This is a genomic window from Pseudomonas sp. AP19 (assembly GCF_001728855.1).
In the GTDB taxonomy this organism is placed as follows: Bacteria; Pseudomonadota; Gammaproteobacteria; order Pseudomonadales; family Pseudomonadaceae; genus Aquipseudomonas; species Aquipseudomonas fluorescens.
Genome location: NZ_LXJP01000061.1, coordinates 1 through 21,806 on the forward strand (window position 1 = coordinate 1; position 21,806 = coordinate 21,806).

At 60.8% G+C, this 21,806-nt stretch carries 23 protein-coding genes; 17 read left to right on the forward strand and 6 right to left on the reverse strand.

From position 1 onward, the window contains the following. From A7D21_RS28510 to A7D21_RS28520, 3 genes are all read left to right on the forward strand, one after another. Positions 1-785, forward strand: a 785-nt coding sequence (locus A7D21_RS28510) for an S-type pyocin domain-containing protein (RefSeq protein ID WP_069553257.1), incomplete at its 5' end; no start/stop codon positions are given. Between the two features lie 15 nt (positions 786-800). After that, positions 801-1,088: a colicin E3-like toxin immunity protein gene (locus A7D21_RS28515; protein ID WP_053257895.1), complete on the forward strand. Its 288-nt coding sequence runs from the start codon at positions 801-803 to the stop codon at positions 1,086-1,088. Between the two features lie 4 nt (positions 1,089-1,092). Further along, positions 1,093-1,563 carry a hypothetical protein gene (locus A7D21_RS28520; RefSeq protein WP_053257896.1) on the forward strand — a complete coding sequence of 157 codons (471 nt, stop codon included), beginning with the start codon at positions 1,093-1,095 and terminating at the stop codon, positions 1,561-1,563. Here A7D21_RS28520 and A7D21_RS28525 read toward each other — a convergent pair. Both A7D21_RS28525 and A7D21_RS28530 read right to left on the reverse strand, forming a co-directional pair. Continuing rightward, positions 1,520-2,902: an ATP-binding protein gene (locus A7D21_RS28525; RefSeq protein ID WP_053257897.1), complete on the reverse strand. Its 1,383-nt coding sequence runs from the start codon at positions 2,900-2,902 to the stop codon at positions 1,520-1,522. The two genes, A7D21_RS28520 and A7D21_RS28525, sit on opposite strands and share 44 nt — an antisense overlap. Continuing rightward, positions 2,899-3,561 (reverse strand): response regulator, encoded by a 663-nt coding sequence (locus tag A7D21_RS28530; protein WP_053257898.1) that lies wholly within the window; start codon positions 3,559-3,561, stop codon positions 2,899-2,901. The genes A7D21_RS28525 and A7D21_RS28530 overlap by 4 nt, the downstream gene beginning before the upstream one ends. 146 nt (positions 3,562-3,707) lie before the next feature. Between A7D21_RS28530 and A7D21_RS28535 the strand changes: the two genes are divergently transcribed. The 5 genes from A7D21_RS28535 to A7D21_RS28555 all read left to right on the forward strand — a co-directional run bounded on the left by A7D21_RS28535 (position 3,708) and on the right by A7D21_RS28555 (position 8,504). Beyond that, positions 3,708-3,974 (forward strand): PepSY domain-containing protein, encoded by a 267-nt coding sequence (locus A7D21_RS28535; protein WP_053257899.1) that lies wholly within the window; start codon positions 3,708-3,710, stop codon positions 3,972-3,974. Further along, the gene (locus A7D21_RS28540; RefSeq protein ID WP_053257900.1) at positions 3,974-4,519 is read left to right on the forward strand and encodes a cytochrome b/b6 domain-containing protein; all 546 of its coding nucleotides are present in this window, start codon (positions 3,974-3,976) and stop codon (positions 4,517-4,519) included. Before A7D21_RS28535 ends, A7D21_RS28540 begins: the two co-directional genes overlap by 1 nt. A gap of 23 nt (positions 4,520-4,542) precedes the next feature. Continuing rightward, on the forward strand, positions 4,543-5,811 hold the full coding sequence (locus A7D21_RS28545; protein ID WP_053257901.1) for an exo-alpha-sialidase: 1,269 nt from the start codon (positions 4,543-4,545) through the stop codon (positions 5,809-5,811). After that, on the forward strand, positions 5,811-6,410 hold the full coding sequence (locus A7D21_RS28550) for a hypothetical protein (protein WP_069553258.1): 600 nt from the start codon (positions 5,811-5,813) through the stop codon (positions 6,408-6,410). Before A7D21_RS28545 ends, A7D21_RS28550 begins: the two co-directional genes overlap by 1 nt. 72 nt (positions 6,411-6,482) lie before the next feature. Then, positions 6,483-8,504 (forward strand): LTA synthase family protein, encoded by a 2,022-nt coding sequence (locus A7D21_RS28555; protein WP_069553272.1) that lies wholly within the window; start codon positions 6,483-6,485, stop codon positions 8,502-8,504. Here A7D21_RS28555 and A7D21_RS28560 read toward each other — a convergent pair whose 3' ends face one another. Next, on the reverse strand, positions 8,505-8,879 hold the full coding sequence (locus A7D21_RS28560; RefSeq protein ID WP_053257903.1) for a cytochrome c family protein: 375 nt from the start codon (positions 8,877-8,879) through the stop codon (positions 8,505-8,507). Between the two features lie 182 nt (positions 8,880-9,061). Here A7D21_RS28560 and A7D21_RS28565 point away from each other — a divergent pair, with 182 nt between their 5' ends. The 5 genes from A7D21_RS28565 to A7D21_RS28580 all read left to right on the forward strand — a co-directional run bounded on the left by A7D21_RS28565 (position 9,062) and on the right by A7D21_RS28580 (position 14,842). Then, entirely contained in the window at positions 9,062-9,442 is a 381-nt protein-coding gene (locus A7D21_RS28565; protein WP_053257904.1) for a response regulator, read from the forward strand. A 195-nt stretch (positions 9,443-9,637) separates the two neighbouring features. After that, a complete protein-coding gene (locus tag A7D21_RS28570) occupies positions 9,638-10,252 on the forward strand; it encodes a biliverdin-producing heme oxygenase (protein WP_069553259.1) in 615 nt (204 codons plus the stop codon). Beyond that, positions 10,249-12,477, forward strand: a complete 2,229-nt coding sequence (locus tag A7D21_RS28575) for an ATP-binding protein (protein ID WP_053257906.1) — start codon at positions 10,249-10,251, stop codon at positions 12,475-12,477. The genes A7D21_RS28570 and A7D21_RS28575 overlap by 4 nt, the downstream gene beginning before the upstream one ends. 140 nt (positions 12,478-12,617) lie before the next feature. After that, entirely contained in the window at positions 12,618-12,794 is a 177-nt protein-coding gene (locus A7D21_RS35950; protein WP_171902649.1) for a hypothetical protein, read from the forward strand. Between the two features lie 149 nt (positions 12,795-12,943). Continuing rightward, positions 12,944-14,842: an alkaline phosphatase D family protein gene (locus tag A7D21_RS28580; RefSeq protein WP_069553260.1), complete on the forward strand. Its 1,899-nt coding sequence runs from the start codon at positions 12,944-12,946 to the stop codon at positions 14,840-14,842. Positions 14,843-14,954: 112 nt separating this feature from the next. Here the strand turns inward: A7D21_RS28580 and A7D21_RS28585 are convergent, their stop codons facing one another. After that, positions 14,955-15,983: an amino acid ABC transporter substrate-binding protein gene (locus A7D21_RS28585; RefSeq protein WP_069553261.1), complete on the reverse strand. Its 1,029-nt coding sequence runs from the start codon at positions 15,981-15,983 to the stop codon at positions 14,955-14,957. Positions 15,984-16,127: 144 nt separating this feature from the next. Here A7D21_RS28585 and A7D21_RS28590 point away from each other — a divergent pair, with 144 nt between their 5' ends. The 4 genes from A7D21_RS28590 to A7D21_RS28605 all read left to right on the forward strand — a co-directional run bounded on the left by A7D21_RS28590 (position 16,128) and on the right by A7D21_RS28605 (position 19,791). After that, on the forward strand, positions 16,128-17,021 hold the full coding sequence (locus A7D21_RS28590) for a LysR substrate-binding domain-containing protein (RefSeq protein WP_069553262.1): 894 nt from the start codon (positions 16,128-16,130) through the stop codon (positions 17,019-17,021). An 89-nt stretch (positions 17,022-17,110) separates the two neighbouring features. Next, on the forward strand, positions 17,111-18,361 hold the full coding sequence (locus A7D21_RS28595; protein ID WP_069553263.1) for an aspartate aminotransferase family protein: 1,251 nt from the start codon (positions 17,111-17,113) through the stop codon (positions 18,359-18,361). 140 nt (positions 18,362-18,501) lie between these two features. After that, the gene (locus tag A7D21_RS28600; RefSeq protein ID WP_053257911.1) at positions 18,502-19,005 is read left to right on the forward strand and encodes a DUF6622 family protein; all 504 of its coding nucleotides are present in this window, start codon (positions 18,502-18,504) and stop codon (positions 19,003-19,005) included. A 69-nt stretch (positions 19,006-19,074) separates the two neighbouring features. Then, entirely contained in the window at positions 19,075-19,791 is a 717-nt protein-coding gene (locus tag A7D21_RS28605; protein WP_069553264.1) for a hypothetical protein, read from the forward strand. A 75-nt stretch (positions 19,792-19,866) separates the two neighbouring features. On the opposite strand, the gene A7D21_RS28610 is transcribed toward A7D21_RS28605, so the two are convergent. Both A7D21_RS28610 and queC read right to left on the reverse strand, forming a co-directional pair. Next, positions 19,867-20,949, reverse strand: coding sequence for a pyridoxal phosphate-dependent aminotransferase (locus A7D21_RS28610; RefSeq protein WP_069553265.1), 1,083 nt, complete (start codon positions 20,947-20,949; stop codon positions 19,867-19,869). A gap of 76 nt (positions 20,950-21,025) precedes the next feature. Beyond that, positions 21,026-21,724 (reverse strand): 7-cyano-7-deazaguanine synthase QueC, encoded by a 699-nt coding sequence (gene queC / locus A7D21_RS28615; protein WP_069553266.1) that lies wholly within the window; start codon positions 21,722-21,724, stop codon positions 21,026-21,028. Between the last annotated feature and the right edge of the window lie 82 nt (positions 21,725-21,806).

The following is a 21,806-nucleotide window of genomic DNA, read 5'->3' on the forward strand; positions in this document are numbered from 1 at the left end:
CCGCCGCTGGCACTGTAGCCGGTGGCTTATTGGCGGGTTTGGTGGCGCTGGCTTGGCCGTCGGAGCTGGGTGATAGCGCGCTCTACAGCGAGGAGCAGTTGCGTTCGCTGCAACGGGCGCGGTCGCAGATGCGTTTGCATGTCGAGCAGCGTGGGGACGGTACGCTCAAGGGGTACGGGTTTTACACGGGCAACACTGCCGATTGGCAGATGATTGATGTGGTGCAGTTCCAAAGCCGTGGCGATCAGTTTGTGGCGGATTTGGGTGAGGGCGTGGAACTGATCTGGACGCCTGCGGTTGATCCTGGAGATACGCTGGGTATTCCGGCATTGGAGGCTGCGCCGCAAGCGCCGGTGATTTGGATTTACCCGCCGACGGAGAAAGCCGCGCAGATTCTGGTGAACCCGATTTATCCGCCGGAGTATCGGGATTTTATTCTGGTGTTCCCGGTGGAGTCTGGGGTTCGGCCGCTGTATGTGGTGGTAAATGAGCCTCGGAAGGGGTTGAGAAACCCGGATCATGATTACTTTTCTGCACCAAGTACCGAAGATATAACTGGCTTCCCAGGCTTGATCCCCCAAAAGCCGGTGACACCAAGACAAGGCGGGGCTGGTTTACGTGAGCGTTGGATAGATGCAAAAAGGAGAAAGATATTTGAATGGGATTCCAAGAAAGGCGAGCTTGAAGTCTATCGAAACAGTGATTTAGAACATCTCGGCGCATTTGATCCTTACACCGCCGAACGTCGCGGGCCGGCGAACCCAAAACGTCGAATTTACAGATAAAGAGGAGTGCGAAAAATGGTTATGAAAATCAGATTACGGTGGTACGAAAAACTCAGTAATGACTTGAAAGCAGATGAGTACTCGGCAGATATCGATGACGCTGACAGTTCCTTTGAGGCATTAGGTTTGAGCGATGAAACCGCAATATATGCCGACGTTTTCAACGTTCTCCCAAATTGGATAACAATTCTCCAGCCACACTTCCAGCATGTAATACAGCCCAACCTTTTCGACTACCAAATCTCCTTCCGCTACCAAGGCGCTTGGCCGCCACCTCCAAAGCAACCCAGGAAGGAATCCTGAACCAATGAAAAAGCCCCTTCTCTACCGCTCAGTCAACACCCGTACCCACGGTGTGCGTCACGGTAGCGGTTTCGCTTATCGCTATGAACGGCATACCAAAAGCGCAAAGCGTTCACTGTCCACCCGCGGATCAATGCATAGCCGTCTACGACACGGTTTTGACTACACGCCGCTATTCCGATTTCTCCTGTCCAACGTTGGTCAGCCATGGGACAAGGTGTTCAGCGAAGCCAATGCTCGCCTGGATCGCCCGGAGCCCGTGTTCTGGATGGTTGCTCTGCATGAAAATGACAAAGACGACTATGTGCTATTGGGTGATTTCAGCTATTACAGCGGTTTGTGGGTCGACGCGGCAGGCCTGCTGCAAAAGGTTAACCCCCAATTGACGCCCGAACAGATGAAGCCCAGTTGTGACTGCTGCACCCACACGTTCAACGGTGTGGTATTCCCGCAGGCGCTTGCGCGCAAGCCGTGAAGCTCAGCCGCGCGCGCAAGCCGCCCTGCGCCAGATTGTGCAACGTCAACGCACTGCCGATCTTGCCCACAATCATCTCCACAATCGCCAACCCCAACCCCGCCCCATTAGCGTTGTCCCGGCTATAAAACCGCTCAAACAACCGCTCCATTTCCGCTTCATCAATCCCCGGGCCCTGGTCTTCCACGCTCAAGCAGTTAACCCCAATCACCACCTTCACTTCGCTGCCCGCCGGGGAAAAATTCAGTGCGTTGGTCACCAGGTTCTGTAGCGCAATCGCCAGGGCCACCGGCTCGGTTTGCACCCAGCACGCTTCTTCGCCTTCGAGCACCAACTCCACACCTTTCTCCATGGCCAGCGGCGTCAACTCGGCCAGTTCTTCGCGCACCAGTTCCGTCAATTGCACAGGCTTGCGCACGGGGTTGCTCAGTTGCGGCTCGATACGCGCCATGGTCAGCAATTGGCTGCCAATGCGTGTGGCGCGGTCGACGCCGTTGACCAGGAAGTCCAAGGCTTCGCGCCGTTGCGCTTCGGTCGCAGCGCTTTGGGCGTTTTGTGCATGGATGCGCAGGATCGCCAATGGCGTGCGCAGTTCGTGGGCGGCGTCGGCGATGAAGCGGCGTTCGCGCTCCAACAGGTCATCCATTTGCACCAGCAACCGGTTGAGCGCGGTTTGCATGGGCTCCAGATCGGTCGGCAGCGGCTTGAGGTTCAACGGTTGCAAGGTGTCGGTATTGCGCCCCCGAATCGACCTGACCATGGCGCGCAACGGGGTGAGCCCCCAGCCGATGGTCAGCCAGATCAACACGGTCAGCAGTGGCACGCCGATCAAGGTGGGCCAAAGGGTGTGGCGCACGATGCGTTCGATCAGGTCCTGGCGAATGTCGTCGCGCTCGCCCACCCAGATCAGCAGTCCCTGTTGCGGGTCGGCGAGGAGGAAGGCGCACCAGTCGTTGCCGTTGTCCATGATGTCGTGGGCGCCGAGGGCAGTCGGCGGGGTTGCAAGTACGGGCGCCTCGGCAGACCGCACCAGCAACTCACCATCACTGCGCCACACCTGGAAGGTCAGGCGAGTTTCGTACGGGTGGGCCACGCCCTCCTCCCCCACACGGCTCATGGCCTGGTCGAACGCCTGATACAAGCGGTCCCAGTCGGCTTCGCCGGGGTCGCGTTGGCGCAGCACACCTTGCAGCAGGCGCGCACTTTGGGCGAGTTGGGCGTCGTAGACTTCTTCGATTTCATGGTGGCTGTCGCGCAGCACCAGCCAGCTGATCAGCGCGTCGCCGAGCAAAATAAACACCAGCACCGGAATGAGGATGCGCGCGCGAACCGAGGTCATGGTGTGAGCGCCAGCACATAGCCAACACCGCGTACGGTGCGGATCAGGTCGGTGGATAACTTTTTGCGCAGGTTATGGATCAACACTTCCAGGGTGTTGCTCTCCACCCGGTCCTGCCACCCATACAACGCACGAGACAGCCGCTCGCGGGTCACCACTTTGCCGGGGCGCACCATCAACTGGTGCAGCAGTTGGTATTCCATCGGCGTGACGATGATCTCTTCATCCTGGTAACGCACTTGCTGGGTCGCCGGGTCGAGGCTGACACCGGCGTGTTCCAGCATCGGTTGCGCGCGGCCCTGGCTGCGGCGCAACAGGGCGCGCACGCGGGCTTTGAGTTCTTCGACGTCGAAGGGTTTGATCAGGTAGTCGTCGGCGCCCGCGTCCAGCCCGGCGATGCGCTCGGCGGTACCGTCGCGGGCGGTGAGGATCAGCACCGGCACGTCGTGTTGCCCGGCGCGCAGTTGCTGCAACAGGTCGAGGCCATCCAGGCGTGGCAGGCCGAGGTCGAGCAGCAACAAATCGAAGCTCTCGGTGCGCAACGCGTGCAAGGCGCTGAGGCCATCTTGCAGCCAATCCAGTGTGTAGCCTTCAGCGCCCAATGCCACGCGAATGCCCTGGCCAAGGGCACGATCATCTTCGACAAGGAGTAGGCGCATAGCGGAGTCTCTGTAGGAATCGGCGGAATGATGCCGGTTCTACGCGGGGTCATTTCGGGAAAGATGTTACGGCGCGTTGCCAACTAAGCTTGCGCTAAGGTTGGTTTTGCACTGTGAAATCTCCCACATCTGCTGAGAGCTTTTTCATGCGCAAAATTCTCCTGCTGTCGCTGCTTATCGCCAGCCCCATGGCCCTCGCCGGCCCGCAGTGCACCACCGCCGAGCGTTCGCAATGGCAAGACGAAAAGGCCTTTCAGGACAAGCTCAAGGCCGACGGTTACACGATCAGCAAGTTCAAGGTCACGGACGGCAACTGCTACGAGATCTACGGCTTCGACAAGGACAAACGCAAGGTCGAGATCTACCACGACCCGGTCACCGGCAAGGCCGTGAAGACTGAGATCAAGGGCTGATGCCAGGCGAATCCCTGCGCCTGTGGGACCCGCTGGTGAGGCTGTTTCATCTGTCTATCGCCGGGGTCTTTATCGCCAATTACTTCGTTAACGAAGCGGGCGATGACTGGCATGTGTGGCTCGGCTACTACGCTATGGCCTGGCTGCTGGTGCGATGGGTGTGGGGGTTTGTAGGACCGCGCAGTGCGCGTTGGTCGGATTTCTGGCCATCGCCTGCGCGGCTCAGTGCCCATGTGCGCAGGGTGTTCGACGGGCGCGGCCTGCATCGCCTTGGCCATTCGCCCATCGGCGCGCTGGTGATGCTGTTGATGATGTCGGCGCTGCTGACCCTCGGTATCAGCGGCTTCCTGATGCAGGAAGTCGACGCGCTATGGGGCGCCGATTGGCCGCTGCAAGTCCATGAAACCGCCGCCAATGTGCTGCTGGCTCTGGTCGGTGTGCATGTGCTGGCCGCCGTGTATGAAAGCATCCAGGTGAAGGACAACCTGCCGTTATCCATGCTCACCGGTCGCAGGAAGCGCCTGCCGGATGACCGTGCGCAGTAATCCTTTTCTCTGACAGGTTCTCTATGCGCTCCGCCCTACTGATCTGCAGCCTGCTAGGGGTATTTATTGCCGCCTGGCTCAGCCATCCGCCGCACGTGCTCGCGCCGTTTGCCCAGGCGAGCCCGAACACCTCTAAAGTCGCGACGGCGCCGCAATACTCCAGCCGCTTTGTGTCTTCGCAACTCACTGACTTTGTGCACTCGTCCTCGGTCACCGCCCTACCCGGTGGCGACTTGATGGCCGTGTGGTTTGCTGGCAGCCGCGAAGGCGCCGCCGATGTGCAGGTGCGCACCGCACGGTTTGATGCGCGCAGCGGCGAATGGGGTGCCGAGCAGGTGCTGGCCACACGTGAAAGTACCCGCGACGGCACCCAGCGTTACATTCGTAAACTGGGCAACCCGGTGATTGCGCTGGGGCCGGATAAACGCCTGTGGATGTTTTACGTGTCAGTGTCGGTCGGCGGCTGGGCCACCAGTGCGATCAACGTGATGGTCTCCGAGGACCTCGGCGCAAACTGGTCGGCACCTCGGCAATTGGTGACGTCGCCGTTTTTCAACATCAGCACACTGGTGCGCGCCGCACCGGTGTTTCACGCCGACGGCTCGATCGGCCTGCCGGTGTATCACGAGTTCATGGGCAAGTTCGCCGAGTACCTCTACTTGAGCGCGGACGGTGCGGTGATCGACAAATTCCGCATCAGCCGCGGCAAGCATTCCTTGCAACCGACCATCGTGCCGCAGGATGGCCAGCGCGCGGTGGCGATGTTGCGTTACGCCGGCGAAACCCATCACCGTGTGCTCGCCAGCCGCACCGAGGACGCCGGGCAAACCTGGAGCGAGCCGTACCCGCTGGAACCGGCCAACCCCAACTCATCGCTGGCGGCCGTGGCCACTGAAGACGACGGTTTGCTGGTCGCCCTCAACGACCTGCAAGACGGCCGCTTCAAGCTCAGCCTTTATGGCACCGACGCCCAACTGAGCCAGTGGCGCACAGTGGTGGAACTGGACCAATCACCCGACCCGCTGGGCCAACCGTTTTCCCCCGAGGCCTATAAAGCGATCATCGGCGAAGGCTTCCGCGCGTCCAGCGGCGCCAAACGCCTGCCGCTGGAACAACGTTTTCTGAGCAATCTGGATTACCGCGTGTGCAAACCCCGTGGCTGCGATTTCGAATACGAGTACCCGTATTTCAGCCGCAGCCCGGACGGCATGTATCACCTGGTGTACTCGTGGAATAACACCTTTATCAAACATGTCAGCTTCAACGAAGCCTGGCTGGCGGAGCGTCTGTGATGGTTTCTGTGTGGCAAGCCCATTTGAGTTTTGTGTTGCTGGGGTTTGTGCTCTTAAGCGCATTCAGATTCACCGCACCGTGGCGCCCTTGGTTGTTGCCGGTGTTGGTGGCGCTGAGTGTTATCCCGCTGAATGAATTGCCGTTGGCGGCATACGTGCGCAGCTACACCGATGACCTGGCGATCAGCACGTTGGTGTTGTTGGCGTGGGTGGGGTTGTGCCGGTTGGGCGTGGTGCAGCCGCAGGGCCGTCAACAGCGGGTGCAATTGCTGCTGTTGTTTGGCGGGCTGAGCCTGCTGTTGTACCCGGCAACGCTGGGCCTGACGTATGTCGACCCTTATCGCTGGGGCTTTAACCCGCGGCCGATGATTGTGCTGGTGGGGGCGGCAGCGCTGTTGATGCTGTGGCTGCGCAATGCATTGGCGGTGTGGATGCTGGCGATCGGCACGCTGGGGTTTGCGTTGCGGCTGAAGGCTTCGGAGAACTATTGGGATTACTTGGTTGATCCGCTGTTGGCGGGTTACTGCGTCGTTGCAGGGTTGATGCAACTCAAACTGTGGGAGCGGGCTCGCTTGCGAATGCGGCATATCTGGCACTGATACACCGCTTTCGGGAGCAAGCCCCCTCCCACAGTTGATCGGGGTCGTTTTGGACATTGGGAAGGGTCAATGATGGGTGTGTTGCAATCACGCCGCCTGCGCTACGGCGTGGGCGCGATCGGCTTGATATTTGTGTTGCTGGCCGCTTTGCGGCTGGTGTTTTTAATCAGCTTTTCCGGCCTTGCGCTGAACACCCCGGCGCTGCCGGAAACCCTGGGCATCGGCCTGCGCTTCGACCTGCGTCTGGCGGTGTTGGTCCTGTTGCCGCTGGCGCTGCTGGCCTGGTTCCCACGCTGGAACCTCACCACCCTGCCCGCCCTGCGCTGGTTGGCGCGCGGCTATCTGGTGGTGGCATTGGCCGTGGTCGGCCTGGTGTACATCATCGACTTCGGGCATTACGCCTACCTCGGTGTGCGTATCAACGCGACCGTGTTGCGCTACCTGCAAGACGCACAGATTTCTCAACAGATGGTGTGGGAAACCTACCCGGTGCTGTGGATAACCGCGTGTTGGCTGGCGGCGGTGGCCGTGTGGGTCTGGGCGTTGGTGTGCCTGGAACGATTGACCCTGGATGGCGAGCGCAGACCCATCGGCACACTCACGCTGGCGTCGGTCTCGGTGGTTGGCGTCATTGCCGTGCTGCTCGCCCTGCTCGGCCGCGTGAACAACCTCAACCTGGAAAACCCGGTGCCGCTGCGCTGGAGCGATGCGTTCTTTTCCGGCAATAGCCAAGTCGCCGCCGTGGGCCTGAACCCGGTGCTGTTCTTGTACGACACACTCAAGGTCGGCCAATCGCAATTCGATGCAGCCCAGGTGCGTCAGCATTACCCGCAAGTGGCCCAGTACCTGGGGGTCGAGCAACCCGATCCCGAGCAACTGAATTTCATCCGCGAGCAAGCCGTACAACCCTATCGACTGCCGGGCGAGCGCCCGCCCAACGTGATCTTCGTGATGCTTGAGTCGCTCGGCACCAGCGCCGTCGGCGCCTACGGCAACCCGCTGAACCCCACGCCGAACCTCGACACACTGGCGACGCAAAGCTGGTTCTTCAAACACTTCTACGTGCCCGTCACCGGCACTGCCAAAACCGTGTGGGCAAGCATCTCCGGCGTGCCGGACGTCACCCGCCAGGAGACGGCCACACGCAACCCGCTGATCACCCGGCAACACACGCTGATCAACGCCTTCGAGGGCTACCAGAAGTTCTACATGATCGGCGGCAACGCCGGTTGGGCGAATATCAATGCGTTGATTCGCCAGAGCATCGACGGCGTGCAGCTGTTTGACGAAAGCCACTGGCGCTCGCCACGGGTGGACGTGTGGGGCATCTCCGACCTGGACCTGTTCAAGGAGGGCGACCAACTGCTGCGTGCGGTGCCAAAAGACCAACCGTTCTTCGCCTACCTGCAAACCTCCGGCAACCACCGCCCCTTTACCATCCCCAAGCAAAACGATGGCTTCCAACTCAATAACGTGACGCTGGAGCAAGCCCAGGCCGCCGGTTCACGCAGCGTCGAGCAATACAACGCGGTGCGCCTGCTGGATTACAACATCGGCCGCCTGATGGAAATCGCCAAGGCCGGCGGCTGGTACGACAACAGCATTTTTGTGTTTTTCGGCGACCACAACACGCGCATCAGCCAGATCCCGCACATGGCGCCCGCCTTCGAGCAACTGGGCCTGGAAAGCAACAATGTGCCGCTGCTGATCCACGCCCCGGGCCTGCAACCTCGGGTGATCGACGAAGCCGTGGGCCTGGCGGATTTGCTGCCGACGGTGGCGGGCATGGCGGGCATACCGTTTCGCAACGGCGCGATGGGCCGGGACATCCAGCAGCCAGCGCCGGAAGGTGAGCGCGTGGTGCCGCTGGTGTTGCATGAGGGCACCTTCCCGATTATCGGTGGCGTGACCAAGGACTTCCTGCTGCAGATGCAACATGACGGCAGCTCGCCGACCCTGCATGACCTGGCCTCGCAAACGCCTCGGGAGGATGTGGCCGAACAGCACCCTGAAGAGTTTCAACGCTTACAGGGCTTGACGCGCGGGCTGCATGAGAGCGCTCGGCTGATGCTGTTCAGGAATGTGCGCGAGTGATTACTTGGGCTGGAAGGTTTCCAGGTATTGGAGGATGTTTTCAATTTTTTCCGGATCGCTGATGCCCCAGAAGATCATGCGTGTGCCGCTGACCACCTTCTTCGGCGCCTCGATGTAGGCGGCGAGTTTGTCGCGGGTCCAGACCACACCGGAATTTTTCATCGCGTCGGAGTACTGATAGTCAGTGGTGGTGCCGGCGGGGCGGCCGATGATGCCGTTAAGCTCAGGCCCAAAACCGCCGCGTGCGCCTTCGCCGATGCTGTGGCAACCGCCGCAGGTCTTGGCGAAGAGCTTGCCGCCCGCCTCGGCATCGCCCGCCGCACAGGCCGGGCCGGCGTTGAGGATCAGGGCGAGGGTCAACAGGGCGTACTTCATCTAGGGCTCCACAGCGGGCAACGGTGAGTCGATTATGCCTGTATCCACCTCACAGTGGCGCTGCGACCAACCACCGCGCAACCGCTCTAAAACGACCACCCATCGCCCCGCAGATATCTAATCGAACCTATTCACGCCCGTCCCACTCCACCTTACTGAACCCTGATGGTGGAGTAAGGATCATGGCTCAGCCATCGATTTTAGTGCTGGAAGACGACGAGATCATTCGCTCGTTAATGGTGGACGTACTGGAAGACTTCGGGGCTCATGTCACTTCTTTCCCGTCGGCGGATGAGGGGATGATTTACCTGGAGCGCGGCGACGACCCGGTTGACCTGATTGTGAGCGATATCCAGATGCCGGGTTTGCTCAACGGCTATGACCTGAGCAAGGTGGTGGCGCATCGCTGGCCATCGGTGCCGGTGGTGCTGACCTCCGGCAATACCAGGTTAGCCGCACAACTGGGCGGTTCTGTGCGTTTTTTGCCCAAGCCGTGGAGTACCGAACATTTGGTGGAGTGCGTGCGAAACGCGCTGACCCAACAGGGCGCCTCCCTGCATTAATAGCACCGCAATATCATCCAGACCGAACTTGATGTGCCGCCCTGTGGTCATTAATTACGCAAGGAGCGACTTTTCTGATCCGCTGGTCAGGCTTTTCGCCTTATGCGTGAAGTTGACGGCAATGCATTGTGTAGAATCGTCGCCTATTTAATCGCGTCATTCATGGCCAAAAGGCCCACAGTTCGAGCTCACTGAATGCATTCACAGGCCCCTGACCTTGCTGCGCCCTCATTGCTGGAAGCGTTGCGCTCAGGCACTGGTGTGCTGCATGTAGCATTGGAGAAACGCCTGCCGTTTTTCTCCGAACGCCTGGATGCCGACTGGTATCAGCGCTTGCTCCAGGCGTACTACGGTTTTTATGCGCCGATCGAAGCGGCGTTGTATGACAGTGGTTTGATCCCCGATGGTTTCGATACTGCATTGCGTGTGAAAACACCCACCTTGCTGTGTGATCTCCATGCCCTTGGCCTGACTGACGCCGCCATCAGCGCCCTGCCCCGGTGCCGCAAACCGCCAACGTTCGATAACCCCGCAGCCTGCCTCGGCGCACTGTACGTGCTGGAAGGCGCGACCCTGGGCGGCCAGGTATTGCGCCGGGAAATGGGCAAGCGCCTGAGTATTGATGCGGATAACGGTGGTGCGTTTCTCAACGTGTACGGCGCCGAGACCGGTCGGCGCTGGAAAGACTTTCTCGATTACCTGGGCGACCAGCCACTGGACGCGCCAGCGACACAGCGCGCGGTGCAGGCAGCCTGTTCGACATTCAGCGGCTTCGAGCAATGGCTCGCCAGCCAGGAGGTACTGCTATGAAACCCGACGATTTTGAAGAACTGCTTGCCAACTGTGCCGACGAACCCATCCGCACGCCGGGGGCGATTCAGCCGCACGGCGTGTTGCTGACGCTGTCGGAGCCAGACCTCCACATTCTGCAGGTCAGCGCCAACGTCGGCACCTTGTTCGGCCACGCGCCAGAGTCGCTGCTGGGCCAACCACTGCACACATTGATTGGCGCGGAACACGCCCACGCCGTGCAGGCTATGGCTGAGGACAACACATTTTTCGACGCACACGCGCTGCATATCCACTTCAACGGTGTGCAATTTGAAGGCTTGCTGCATCGCCATCAAGACGTGCTGGTGCTGGAATTCGAACCGCGCCTCGAAGACTTCAAGCCCCGTGCCCTGAATGGCCGCACGAGTGACTTGGGCAAAATGCTTCAACGCCTGCAGTCGGCGAAAACCCTGCAAGCGCTGTACGAAATCAGCGTGAATGAAATCCAAACCATCACCGGTTATGACCGGGTACTGATCTACCGCTTCGAAGAAGAAGGCCATGGCCAGGTCATCGCTGAAGCGTCGGCGCCGTCCATGGAGCTGTTCAACGGCCTGTTCTTCCCCGCATCCGACATCCCCGAGCAGGCCCGCGAGCTGTACCGCACCAATTGGCTGCGCATCATCCCGAATGCCGCCTACGAGCCGGTGCCGCTGCTGCCCAAACTGCGCCCGGACACCGGGCAGCCGCTGGATTTGAGCTTTGCGACGCTGCGCAGCGTGTCGCCGATTCACTGCCAGTACATGCAAAACATGGGTGTGTTGTCGTCCATGAGCATCTCGTTGATGGCGGGCGACAAGCTCTGGGGCCTGATCAGTTGTGGTAACCGCGAGCCATTGCTGGTGCCCAATGAACTGCGCATCGCCTGCCAGACCATCGGCCAGGTGCTGTCGCTGCAGATCAGCGCCATGGAGGCCCTGGACATCAGCCGTCAACGCGAAGAAAAAGTCGAGGCACTGGTGCGGCTTGAGCGGGCGATGAAGGCCTCTGAGCAAAACGTCTTCGATGGCCTGGCCCAGCAGCCGCAATTGCTGATGGACCTGACCCTGTCGGGCGGCGTGGCAATCATCGAAGACAAGCAACTGCATCGTTACGGCAACTGCCCGGAGCCGGAGCAGATTCGCGCCTTACACAAGTGGCTGCAACAGCACGGCGAGCCGGTCTTTTCCAGCCACAACCTGGTGTCGGTGTATCCGCCCGCCGCCGAGTTTCAGCAAATGGCCAGTGGCGTGCTGGCCATGAGCTTGCCCAAGCCTGTGGATAACGGTGTGCTGTGGTTTCGCCCGGAAGTGAAGGAGAACATCAACTGGAGCGGCAACCCGAACAAACCGCTGGACCTGGAAAACTCCGACGCCGGTTTGCGTCTGCGCCCTCGCACTTCGTTTGAAATCTGGAAAGTTGAAATGGCCGGTATCTCCACCAAGTGGAGCCATGGCGACCTGTTCGCGGCCAACGACCTGCGCCGTTCGGCCCTGGAAAACGACCTCGCGCGCCAAGTGTTGCGCGAGCAACAGGCGGTGCGCGCGCGTGATGAACTGGTGGCGGTGGTGTCCCACGATTTGCGCAACCCGATGACGGTCATCTCGATGCTCTGCGGCATGATGCAAAAGGCCTTCAGCTCCGAAGGCCCGCACACGTCGCGGCGGATTTCTTCGGCCATCGACACCATGCAACAGGCCGCCGGGCGTATGAATGTGCTGCTGGAGGACCTGCTCGACACCTCGAAAATCGAAGCCGGGCGTTACGTAGTCAAGCCCGTGGCGCTGGATGTCAGCCAGATGTTCGAGGAGGCCTATGCCCTGCTCGCGCCATTGGCAATGGAGAAAGGCATCGACCTGGCATTCAACGCGGAACCCGGCCTGCAGATCAATGCCGACCCGGAGCGCCTGTTCCAGGTGCTGTCGAACCTGATCGGCAATGCCATCAAGTTCACCCCGCGGCAGGGCAACATTGGCATCAGCGCCATGAGCACCGGCGAAGAAATCGTGTTTTCGGTGCGCGACTCCGGCGAAGGCATTGCGCCTGAACAGTTGCCGCATGTGTTTGACCGTTATTGGACCCAGACCGAAAACAACCCCACGGGCAGCGGGTTGGGGCTGTACATCACGCAGGGCATCGTTCAAGCGCACGGGGGGCGAATCGAAGCTCAAAGTGAGTTGGGGCGCGGCAGTGAGTTCAGGTTTACGGTGCCCAAGGCGGACTGAAACGCCATCAGCCGCCTGAGAAAACACGCGGACACCTTTGGCCGGGAACGCAGGCCCCGGCCAATGCCACTGACTCAGTGCGCACTCAAAGGGAATGTTGATGCGATCAGCGATCCTTCAATTGAGCATGAGGTCTACCCATGATGATTGGTCACACGTTCCACACCTATAACCTCAATCAAGCCCTACAACGCGAGCAGCTCCCAGCCAAACCGGCGGAAAACGCTTCGCCCCATCACGGCAACGCGTCCGGGCAAACCCAGCCGCAATCAAATCAATCTTCTCTGGCCACTCTCGGACAAGGCCGGCTGCTTTGACACAACAAGGCCCAACGAGCAGACCGGGCGGCCTGCGCCGCAGTTGATACGCCCCAGCGTGCAGCCCTGTTGCGCTGCACGCGGTTAACAAAACACTGACATCCTCTGCGCTACCCTTTTCAGCCCTACCTTGTGAGAGCTGCGTCCTCATGCCTCAACCCGATTCATTGCCCGCGGTGCTTGCTGGCCCGATGCTCAGGCGCCTGGAACCCCAACGTCTGGTCGTGTGGTTGGTGGGAAGCCGAACCCTGCAATTGAGCTTGAGGCTGCAGTTACCCACAGGCGAGACGCTGACTATCGACCTCGACGCGCAGCACTGCCATGTCGTCCCGGTTGGGCGGCAGGCCTTTATTCACCTGATCGACGTACGGCTGAGTGCGCCTCTGCCCCAGGACGTCGCCATTGGCTACGACGTGATGGTCGACGGCTGCGGCATCGCCGAATGGGCGCCCCACCTTCTGTACGCCAACGCCAAGTCCGCGAGCTTTGTGCTGCACAGCCGCGTCCACCAGTTGGTGCACGGCTCCTGCCGCAAACCGCATCACTGGGCCGACGAAGGCTTGCTCTGCGTCGACCGCTTGCTGGCTGACGCCCACACACCGGCCCAACGCCCGGCCCTGCTGATGATGAGCGGTGACCAGATCTACGCCGACGATGTCGCCGGGCCCATGCTGCGGGCGATTCATGCGCTGATCACGCGCCTGGGGCTGTTCGACGAACGCCTGGAAGGCGCCGTGGTGAACGACAGCGCCAGCCTCTACACGCATCACGCCAGCTATTACCATCGAGCGGACCTGCTGCCCGCGCTGGACAGCAACGAGACCCTGCGCGAACGTTTTTTCGGCGGTGCAAAGAAGCCGATTTTTACCAGCAGCACCGCCGACAACCACTTGGTGACCTTCGCCGAGGTGCTGGCGATGTACCTGCTGGTCTGGTCGCCCACGCCCTGGACGCTCATCACGCCACAGCCACCGCAACTGGGCGTCGAGGAACAGCAGCGGTATACCCGCGAACAGGTACAGATCGATCAGTTCCGCCATGGCCTGCCCGGCGCCGCGCGAGTGTTCGCCCACCTTTCGACGCTGATGATCTTCGACGACCACGACATCACCGATGACTGGAACCTCAGCGCGCAATGGGAAGAAACCGCCTACGGCCATCCGTTCTCCAAGCGCATCATCGGCAATGCCCTGCTCGCTTACCTGCTATGCCAGGGTTGGGGCAATCAGCCGTGCGCCTTTGATGAATTGCTCATCCAAATCCAGGCATTGACCGCAACCACCCAAGCCAATCATCTGGACGCCGCAGCACAGGATGCGCTGTTGCAAGGGCTGTTGAAATTCCAGCAATGGCATTACGTACTGCCCACCTCCCCCGCCCTGGTGGTGCTCGACACGCGCACCCGGCGCTGGCGCAGCGAGTTCACCCTCAAGCAACCGTCCGGCCTGCTGGACTGGGAAGCCTTGAGCGAGTTGCAACAGGCCCTGCTGGATCATCCCAGTGCCATCATCGTCTCGCCCGCGCCGATCTTTGGCGTCAAGCTGATCGAGACGGTGCAGAAGGTATTCAGTTGGTGCGGCTACCCACTGCTGGTGGACGCCGAAAACTGGATGGCCCATCGCGGCGCCGCCCAGGTGATCCTCAACATTTTCCGCCACTCGCGCACGCCGGGTAACTACGTGATTCTCTCGGGCGACGTGCACTACTCGTTTGTCTACGAAGTGCTGATCCGCCACCGCAACGCCGGCCCGAGGATCTGGCAGATCACCAGCAGCGGCATCAAGAACCAATTCCCGCCACGCTTGCTGGAGTGGTTCGACCGCCTGAACCGCTGGCTCTACTCGCCACGTTCGCCCCTCAACTGGTTCACCCGCCGACGGATCATGCAGGTGGTGCCGCATATTCCGGAGCATGCACAGGCCGGTGAGCGGCTGTGGAATTCGGCGGGAATCGGCCAGGTGTTTTTCAATGCACAGGGCCAACCCGAGGCGATTTACCAGCACAACGCCGATGGCACGCCTCGCACGAGAATGGTCGCGCCAACGTGATGGTCTGTAGCGGCTAAACTGAAGCAGCAACCCTCTGCGATTCAAACCGCGCAAGCCCCAATGCAGCGCAGGGCTTGCGTCGCAGCCTCGCTAAAACGCGACAGCGCTCACCTCACCGTACCGGCGGCGCGTACTGGATGCCGCCGTTGCTCCACAACGCATTGAGCCCACGCTTGATCTTCAACACGCTGCCCTGGCCGACATTGCGTTCGAACACTTCGTCGTAGTTGCCCACTTGCTTGACGATCTGCACCACCCAGTCCTTGCGCAGCTTCAGGTCTTTGCCGTAATCGCCGTCGGCACCGAGCAGGCGGGCGACATCGGGGTTCTTGGTGGACTTGGCCTGTTCTTCGACGTTCTGCGAGTTGATGCCCATCTCTTCGGCATTGAGCATGGCGAACAAGGTCCACTTGACGATGCTGAACCACTCATCGTCGCCCTTGCGTACCAACGGCCCGAGCGGCTCCTTGGAGATCACCTCGGGCAGCACCACAAACTCATCCGGGTGAGCCATCTTGATGCGCTGCGCATACAGGCCCGACTGGTCGGTGGTGAGCACATCGCAACGCCCGGCTTCAAGGCCCTTGGCGCTTTCGTCGGCGGTGTCGAAGGTAATCGGCGTGTACTTCATGCCGTTGGTGCGAAAGTAATCCGAAACATTCAGTTCGGTGGTGGTGCCGGCCTGGATGCAGACGGTCGCGCCGTCCAATTGCTTGGCGCCGGTCACGCCCAACTTGTTGTTCACCAGAAAGCCGATGCCGTCGTAATAGGTCACACCGGTGAACACCAGGCCCATGCCGGAATCGCGGGAACTGGTCCACGTCGTGTTGCGTGAGATCAGATCGATTTCACCCGATTGCAGCGCGGTGAATCGCTCCTTGGCGGTCAACTGGCTGAACTTCACTTTGGACGCATCACCGAACACGGCCGCGGCGACTGCGTGGCAAACGTCCACGTCGATGCCGGTCATCTTGCCCTTGGAATCGGGCACGCCAAACCCCGGCAGGCCATCACTGACGCCACACTGGATAAACCCTTTCTTCTGGATCGCATCCAGGGTGACGCCGGCGTGAGCGCTGCCCGCCAGGCCCACGGCCGCAGCCGCCGTGAACGTGGCCAAGGTGGTTTTGAGGTTTTTCATGCGAGGCACTCCCTGTCGAACTTTATTATTCGGCGCCGCACAGCCCGCGCCGGTTTATAGTGTTGCCGCGCAGTATCGACGGCTTTACTGCCCAGCCACAAACGACCTTTAGGCAAAGGCTCCTTCCGATTTGGAATGAACTGCATGATCTCAAAACGCTTGACCCCTTCGATGACCGCCCTGCAATGCTTCGAAGCCGCCGCCCGCCACCTGAGTTTCACCCGCGCCGCCGAAGAACTGCACCTGACCCAAAGTGCCGTGAGCAAGCAGGTGGCGCAGCTCGAAGAAATGCTGTGCCACAATCTCTTCGAACGGGTGCGCCAGCGTTTGTATCTGTCGCCGGCGGGCTCGCTGTACCTCGCCGAGGTGCACAAGATTCTCACCCAGGTGGACATCTCCAGCCGCTACATCCTCACCTATGGCGGCGAGACCGAGGTGCTGCGCATCGCCACCCAGCCAACGTTCGGCGACCGCTGGTTGGTGCCCAAGCTCAAGGATTTCGCGGCCAAACACCCGACTATCCACCTGGATGTGCGCAACGAACTGGAGCCCTTCGACGTGCTGCAGGCCAAGGCCGACATCGCGTTTTTCTTCGGCCAGGGCTCGTGGCCGGGAGCAACCTGCATCGAGCTGTTTCGCGAAGCCGTGGTGCCGGTGTGCGCGCCGGGGTTTGTCGCCGAGGGCAGCGATGCGTCGTCGCGCCATACCTTGCTGCAATGCACCTCACGCCCGGAAGCCTGGCATGAGTGGTTCCTGGAACAGGGCCTGCACTCGCAGAACAGCTACCACGGGCCGCGCTTCGACACGTTCTACATGTGCATCCGCGCGGCGCAATCGGGCTACGGCGTAGCGTTGGTGCCGCAGTACCTGGTGGCCGACGAGTTGGCCAACGGCAGCCTGATGACCCCTTGGAATTACGCGATGCCCAGCGCCGGCGCGCACTTTATCGCCCATGCCGAACATGCCGGTGAGGTCCCTAAAGTGAAAGCCTTCCTGACCTGGATGGTGAACTACACACACGCACATCCCGACTTTTAATAATGACCCGGCGACTTTATTTCGTTTGCGACAGGGCATGGCAGGCGGCTTAGATAAATAGAAGCCCGTCATTGCCGAGTCCGAGATTCATGAGCCGCGAAACCATCAGCCAGTCGATTTCCATTGTTCACCCCATCAGCCTCAGCCACGGCAAGAACGCTGAAGTCTGGGATACCACGGGCAAGCGCTACATCGATTTTGTCGGCGGCATCGGCGTGCTCAACCTCGGGCATTGCCATCCGGGCGTGGTGGCGGCGATTCGTGAACAGGCGACCAAACTTACCCACTACGCGTTCAATGCTGCGCCGCACGCGCCCTATATCGAACTGATGGACCGCCTGACCGCGTTTATCCCGGTGGGCTACCCCGTCAGCGGCATGCTCACCAACAGTGGCGCGGAAGCGGCGGAAAACGCCTTGAAGATCGTCCGTGGCGCCACTGGCCGCACGGCGGTGATTGCCTTCGACGGCGCCTTCCACGGCCGCACCTTGGCCACGCTCAACCTCAATGGCAAGGTGGCGCCCTACAAGCAAAAAATCGGTGTGCTGCCCGGCCCGGTGTATCACCTGCCCTACCCCAGCGCCGACAACGGCGTGACCTGCGGGGAGGCACTCAAGGCCATGGACCGGCTGTTCAGCGTTGAAATCGACGTCGACGATGTCGCCTGTTTCATCATCGAACCGGTGCAGGGCGAAGGCGGTTTTCTGGCCCTGGATATCGAGTTCGCACACGCCTTGCGCCGCTTCTGTGACGAGAAAAACATCCTGCTGATCGCCGATGAAATCCAGTCCGGGTTCGGGCGTACCGGCCAGCGGTTTGCGTTCTCGCGCCTGGGTATCGAACCGGACCTGATCCTGCTCGGCAAAAGCATCGCCGGCGGCGTGCCCCTGGGCGCGGTGGTCGGGCGTAAAGCACTGCTCGACAACTTGCCCAAAGGCGGCTTGGGCGGCACCTATTCCGGCAACCCGATTGCTTGCGCAGCCGGCTTGGCAACGCTGGATGCAATGACCGATGCGCACTTGAGCACCTGGGGTGCACAGCAGGAAGAAGCCATCGTCAGCCGTTACGCCGCCTGGCGCGAACAGCGCCTGTCGCCCTATTTGGGCCGTCTGACCGGCGTCGGTGCCATGCGCGGCCTCGAACTGGCCAATGCCGACGGCACGCCCGCGCCCAGGCAACTGACCCAACTGCTCAGCCTGGCGCGGGATGCCGGCCTGCTGCTGATGCCCAGCGGCAAGTCGCGGTATATCATCCGGTTGCTGGCGCCGCTGACCATCGAGCCCGCCGTGCTGGAGGAAGGCCTGGATATTCTGGAGGACTGCCTCAAGCAGTTGGCTTGATCGCGTGGATTGTTTGGCGTAGGTCACGTTGACGTTGTCCGGCGTGGCCTGTAGTTGCGCGCCGGTGCCAATTCGATGGACAACCCCGTAGCGGCTCAACGACTATTCAGCGCCTAGCCACCCACCGCACGGAAGCGCCCATGCTCGATATCCTCCAAGGCACGCCCCTTTGGGTGTACGCCATTTACCTGTGGATTTGTTACTACGGTATCAAGGCCTGCCTGGGCGGGCGCGAGACTCGTCGCTCGTTGATGATCCTGCCGGTGGTGCTGGTGGTGTGGTCGCTGATGTCGCTGGCACCGTCCATCCTGTCGAGCAGCGCCTGGGTTGCCGGCGCACTGGCAGGCAGCCTGCTGGGGATGTGGCTGTTCAACGCACGGGGCGCGTGGCTCGACGCCAATGGCGACACCCTGGTGCTGGCGGGCACCTGGAAGACCCTGCTGATCTCGCAACTATTCTTTGCCGTGAAGTACTACTTCGGCTACCAGCAGGCGGTGCACCCGCTGCTATTGAGCACGCACCCGATGCTGGTGGCGGTCGGCGGTGTGTCCGGGTTTACCGTCGGTCTGTTCTGTGGGCGGGCCATACGGCTGCAGCGGGCGCTGGCCGTGTTGCGCCGCGATAAGGGCATTGTGCTGCCTTGACCTGATCCCTCTACCCACTGAAAATGCGCGACGCTTTTTTGTTCCGTTTATTGAAGTAGTGAAATTTTAATGTCCGATTCTTACACTGAAAAATCCGCCGAAGAGTCCGTAGTCGCCTTGCATTCCAAGGCCGAATACGAAAACGCCATCAATCTTTCACAGCATGTGCCTGCCGCCAAGATCATCAGCGAAATGGTGCTGGACGCGTTTCACACCTCCAAGGAAAGCGACCAGATCCGCGAATTGCGCGTGGCGATCCGCCAAGCCCACGACGCCTTCGACGACGACAAGGCCTACGACCTGATGGGCCAGCTCAAGCAACTCAAAGATGCCGAGGCCGCCGACAACATCGCCCTGGAAGACCTCAGCAGCAAATTTTCCATCAGCCGCATCTTGTCCAGCTTCAAGGACGACCCCGAGTTCCAGGAGCTGGTCTACGGCCTGGCCCTCAAAGTGCTGAACCAGTCCCACCAGGCCATCAGCAACCCGAGCGCCGGCAAGAGCAAAGCGTCACGGGCCAAGAAAGAAGCCGAAGTGTTTGTCATCAGCAAGGACGGCATCAGCGTCACCCTGCCGCTGCGCACGCCGCGCTCCAAGCTCAATGTTGACCGCGAGGCGTTCGAGTTCCTGGGTTTCAGCTTTGTGGGTGATGGCGATGACGCGGAGCTGGAGGTCGAAAGCTTTGTGGATAACACCGGCGCAGAGCAGCCGTTGAGCCGCAAGAGCGTGATTACTGCACTGCAGCAACAGACTGCGTTTGAGGGGTACAGCATCGCGCAGCAGTAACTCGCTGCCTGTAACCCAGCGGGACTCAACAGGTGGGAGCGGGCTTGCCGGCTCCCACGTTGGATCGGCGGCAGTTCAAACAGTCGCCGCAAACACCTCGCGAAAACGCGCCATCTCCTGCTTGCTCCCCACCGTCACCCGCACCCATTGCGGCCAGTCTTTCCACACCCGCCCGACCAGCACGCCGTGTGCGGCCAGCGTATCGATGACCTGCTGCGCCGGTTGCTTTACGTCGATCATGAAGCAATTGCTCTGCGACGCGGTGCAAGTAAACCCTCGGCCCTTGAGCCACGCCACGCTTTCATCGCGCAGCTGGGTGTTGAGCGCCTTGCGTTGCGCGAGCAGCTTGGGGTCTTCCAGGCTTGCCCGGGCACCGAGTAACGTGGAGGCAGCCGGCACATTGTCGCCGCCGAACACCGCCAGACGCTCCAGCAGTGCCGGGTTGCCGATTGCCAGCCCCAGGCGTGCGCCGGCCATGCCGTATATTTTCGAGAAGGTGCGCAGTACCAGCAAATCGTCGTGGTCCTTGACCCAACTGACACAGCTTTGGGCGTCCGAGAAGTCGATGTAGGCCTCGTCCACCACCAGCACACTGCCTTGGGGCTTGTTCGCCAGCGCTTGGCGGATCGCGTCGGTGGGTGTGACGGTGCCGGTCGGGTTGTTGGGGTTGCACAGGTAGAGCATGCCCGCCTGGGGATCGGCGGCGAGCATGGCCGGCACATCATGGGCGTGATGTGTATCGAGGCTCACTTCGCGCACCGGCGCCGCCCACGATTCGGCCGCCTGGCGCGGCACTTCGTAGCATGGCGTGGCCATCACCAGCCCGCGGCTCGCGCTGGTAAACGCCACGACGGCATAACGCAAGGCGGCCATGGAACCGGCGAATACCGCGACCTGTTCTTCGGCAATGCCTTGCTGGCGGGCAAACACACCAGCCAGGGCATACATGTGTTCGTAGGGGTAACGCCCGGAGCTGCCGACACCGCGCTGCATCGCCTCGCGGGCGGCGTCCGAGGGGCCGTAGGGGCTTTCGTTATAGTTGAGCCGCACCGTGTCAGCCGTGGCCGGTGGCGGGCCGGCAACCGCCCAATCCAGGCGCCCCAGCACCGGCAAAGCGGCGCCGAAGGCGAGAAGGGAGCGGCGACTGACACTGACCATGGGCAACTCCTTGTAGGCGGGTGCTGAATTCACGCAGCACGTACAAAGGAGTATGACGAGGCAGCCGTCGGCTGATTTAGCTCAGCTGCAGCTTGTGCTTCAGGCTCTGCATGACACTCGCCTTGTTCTGCAGGTAGTCATTCAAGCCTCGCGCGCGCAGGTTGCACGCATCGCACTGGCCGCAACCGGCGCCAATGATGCCGTTGTAGCAGGTCAGGGTCTGGTGCTGCACGAGTTCCAGTTGGTGGTGGTAGTCAGCCAGCGCCCAGGTCTCGGCCTTGTTCAGCCACATCAGCGGGGTGTCCAGGCGCAGCGTGTAATCCATCCCCAGTTGCAGCGCCGTGTTCAGCGCCTTGACGAACTCATCGCGGCAATCGGGGTAGCCCGAGAAGTCGGTTTCGCACACGCCGGTAATCACGGTCTCAGCTTTAACCTGATAGGCGTAGATCGACGCCAAGGTCAGGAACAGGATATTGCGGCCCGGCACAAAGGTGCTTGGCAGGCTTTCACCCGAGCTGTTCACGGTCGGCACGGGAATGTTGTCGCGGGTCAGGCTGCTGATGGCCAACTCGTTGAGCAAGGACACGTCCATCACTTTGTGAACGGTGGCCCCCAGTTGTTGCGCCAAGCGCTGTGCGACTTCAACTTCCGCCACGTGACGCTGACCATAGTCGAAGGTGATGCAGTGCACTTCGTCATACAGCGGCAGCGCCTGGATCAAGCAAGTGGTCGAGTCCTGCCCGCCACTGAATACCATAACGGCTTTTTTACTCATCACGTTGCTTCCTGCATTTGTAGAAGGTGGGAATAGTTTAAAGGGCATGCCATAAAAAACCCCGCGCTTCTTGCGAAGGCGG

Bases quoted from the DNA above. Each gene is read 5' to 3' on its own strand.
- A7D21_RS28515 (WP_053257895.1), top strand. From the start codon at position 801: ATGGTTATGAAAATCAGATTACGGTGGTACGAAAAACTCAGTAATGAC.
- A7D21_RS28520 (WP_053257896.1), top strand. From the start codon at position 1,093: ATGAAAAAGCCCCTTCTCTACCGCTCAGTCAACACCCGTACCCACGGT.
- A7D21_RS28525 (WP_053257897.1), bottom strand. From the start codon at position 2,902: ATGACCTCGGTTCGCGCGCGCATCCTCATTCCGGTGCTGGTGTTTATT.
- A7D21_RS28530 (WP_053257898.1), bottom strand. From the start codon at position 3,561: ATGCGCCTACTCCTTGTCGAAGATGATCGTGCCCTTGGCCAGGGCATT.
- A7D21_RS28535 (WP_053257899.1), top strand. From the start codon at position 3,708: ATGCGCAAAATTCTCCTGCTGTCGCTGCTTATCGCCAGCCCCATGGCC.
- A7D21_RS28540 (WP_053257900.1), top strand. From the start codon at position 3,974: ATGCCAGGCGAATCCCTGCGCCTGTGGGACCCGCTGGTGAGGCTGTTT.
- A7D21_RS28545 (WP_053257901.1), top strand. From the start codon at position 4,543: ATGCGCTCCGCCCTACTGATCTGCAGCCTGCTAGGGGTATTTATTGCC.
- A7D21_RS28550 (WP_069553258.1), top strand. From the start codon at position 5,811: ATGGTTTCTGTGTGGCAAGCCCATTTGAGTTTTGTGTTGCTGGGGTTT.
- A7D21_RS28555 (WP_069553272.1), top strand. From the start codon at position 6,483: ATGGGTGTGTTGCAATCACGCCGCCTGCGCTACGGCGTGGGCGCGATC.
- A7D21_RS28560 (WP_053257903.1), bottom strand. From the start codon at position 8,879: ATGAAGTACGCCCTGTTGACCCTCGCCCTGATCCTCAACGCCGGCCCG.
- A7D21_RS28565 (WP_053257904.1), top strand. From the start codon at position 9,062: ATGGCTCAGCCATCGATTTTAGTGCTGGAAGACGACGAGATCATTCGC.
- A7D21_RS28570 (WP_069553259.1), top strand. From the start codon at position 9,638: ATGCATTCACAGGCCCCTGACCTTGCTGCGCCCTCATTGCTGGAAGCG.
- A7D21_RS28575 (WP_053257906.1), top strand. From the start codon at position 10,249: ATGAAACCCGACGATTTTGAAGAACTGCTTGCCAACTGTGCCGACGAA.
- A7D21_RS35950 (WP_171902649.1), top strand. From the start codon at position 12,618: ATGATGATTGGTCACACGTTCCACACCTATAACCTCAATCAAGCCCTA.
- A7D21_RS28580 (WP_069553260.1), top strand. From the start codon at position 12,944: ATGCCTCAACCCGATTCATTGCCCGCGGTGCTTGCTGGCCCGATGCTC.
- A7D21_RS28585 (WP_069553261.1), bottom strand. From the start codon at position 15,983: ATGAAAAACCTCAAAACCACCTTGGCCACGTTCACGGCGGCTGCGGCC.
- A7D21_RS28590 (WP_069553262.1), top strand. From the start codon at position 16,128: ATGATCTCAAAACGCTTGACCCCTTCGATGACCGCCCTGCAATGCTTC.
- A7D21_RS28595 (WP_069553263.1), top strand. From the start codon at position 17,111: ATGAGCCGCGAAACCATCAGCCAGTCGATTTCCATTGTTCACCCCATC.
- A7D21_RS28600 (WP_053257911.1), top strand. From the start codon at position 18,502: ATGCTCGATATCCTCCAAGGCACGCCCCTTTGGGTGTACGCCATTTAC.
- A7D21_RS28605 (WP_069553264.1), top strand. From the start codon at position 19,075: ATGTCCGATTCTTACACTGAAAAATCCGCCGAAGAGTCCGTAGTCGCC.
- A7D21_RS28610 (WP_069553265.1), bottom strand. From the start codon at position 20,949: ATGGTCAGTGTCAGTCGCCGCTCCCTTCTCGCCTTCGGCGCCGCTTTG.
- queC (WP_069553266.1), bottom strand. From the start codon at position 21,724: ATGAGTAAAAAAGCCGTTATGGTATTCAGTGGCGGGCAGGACTCGACC.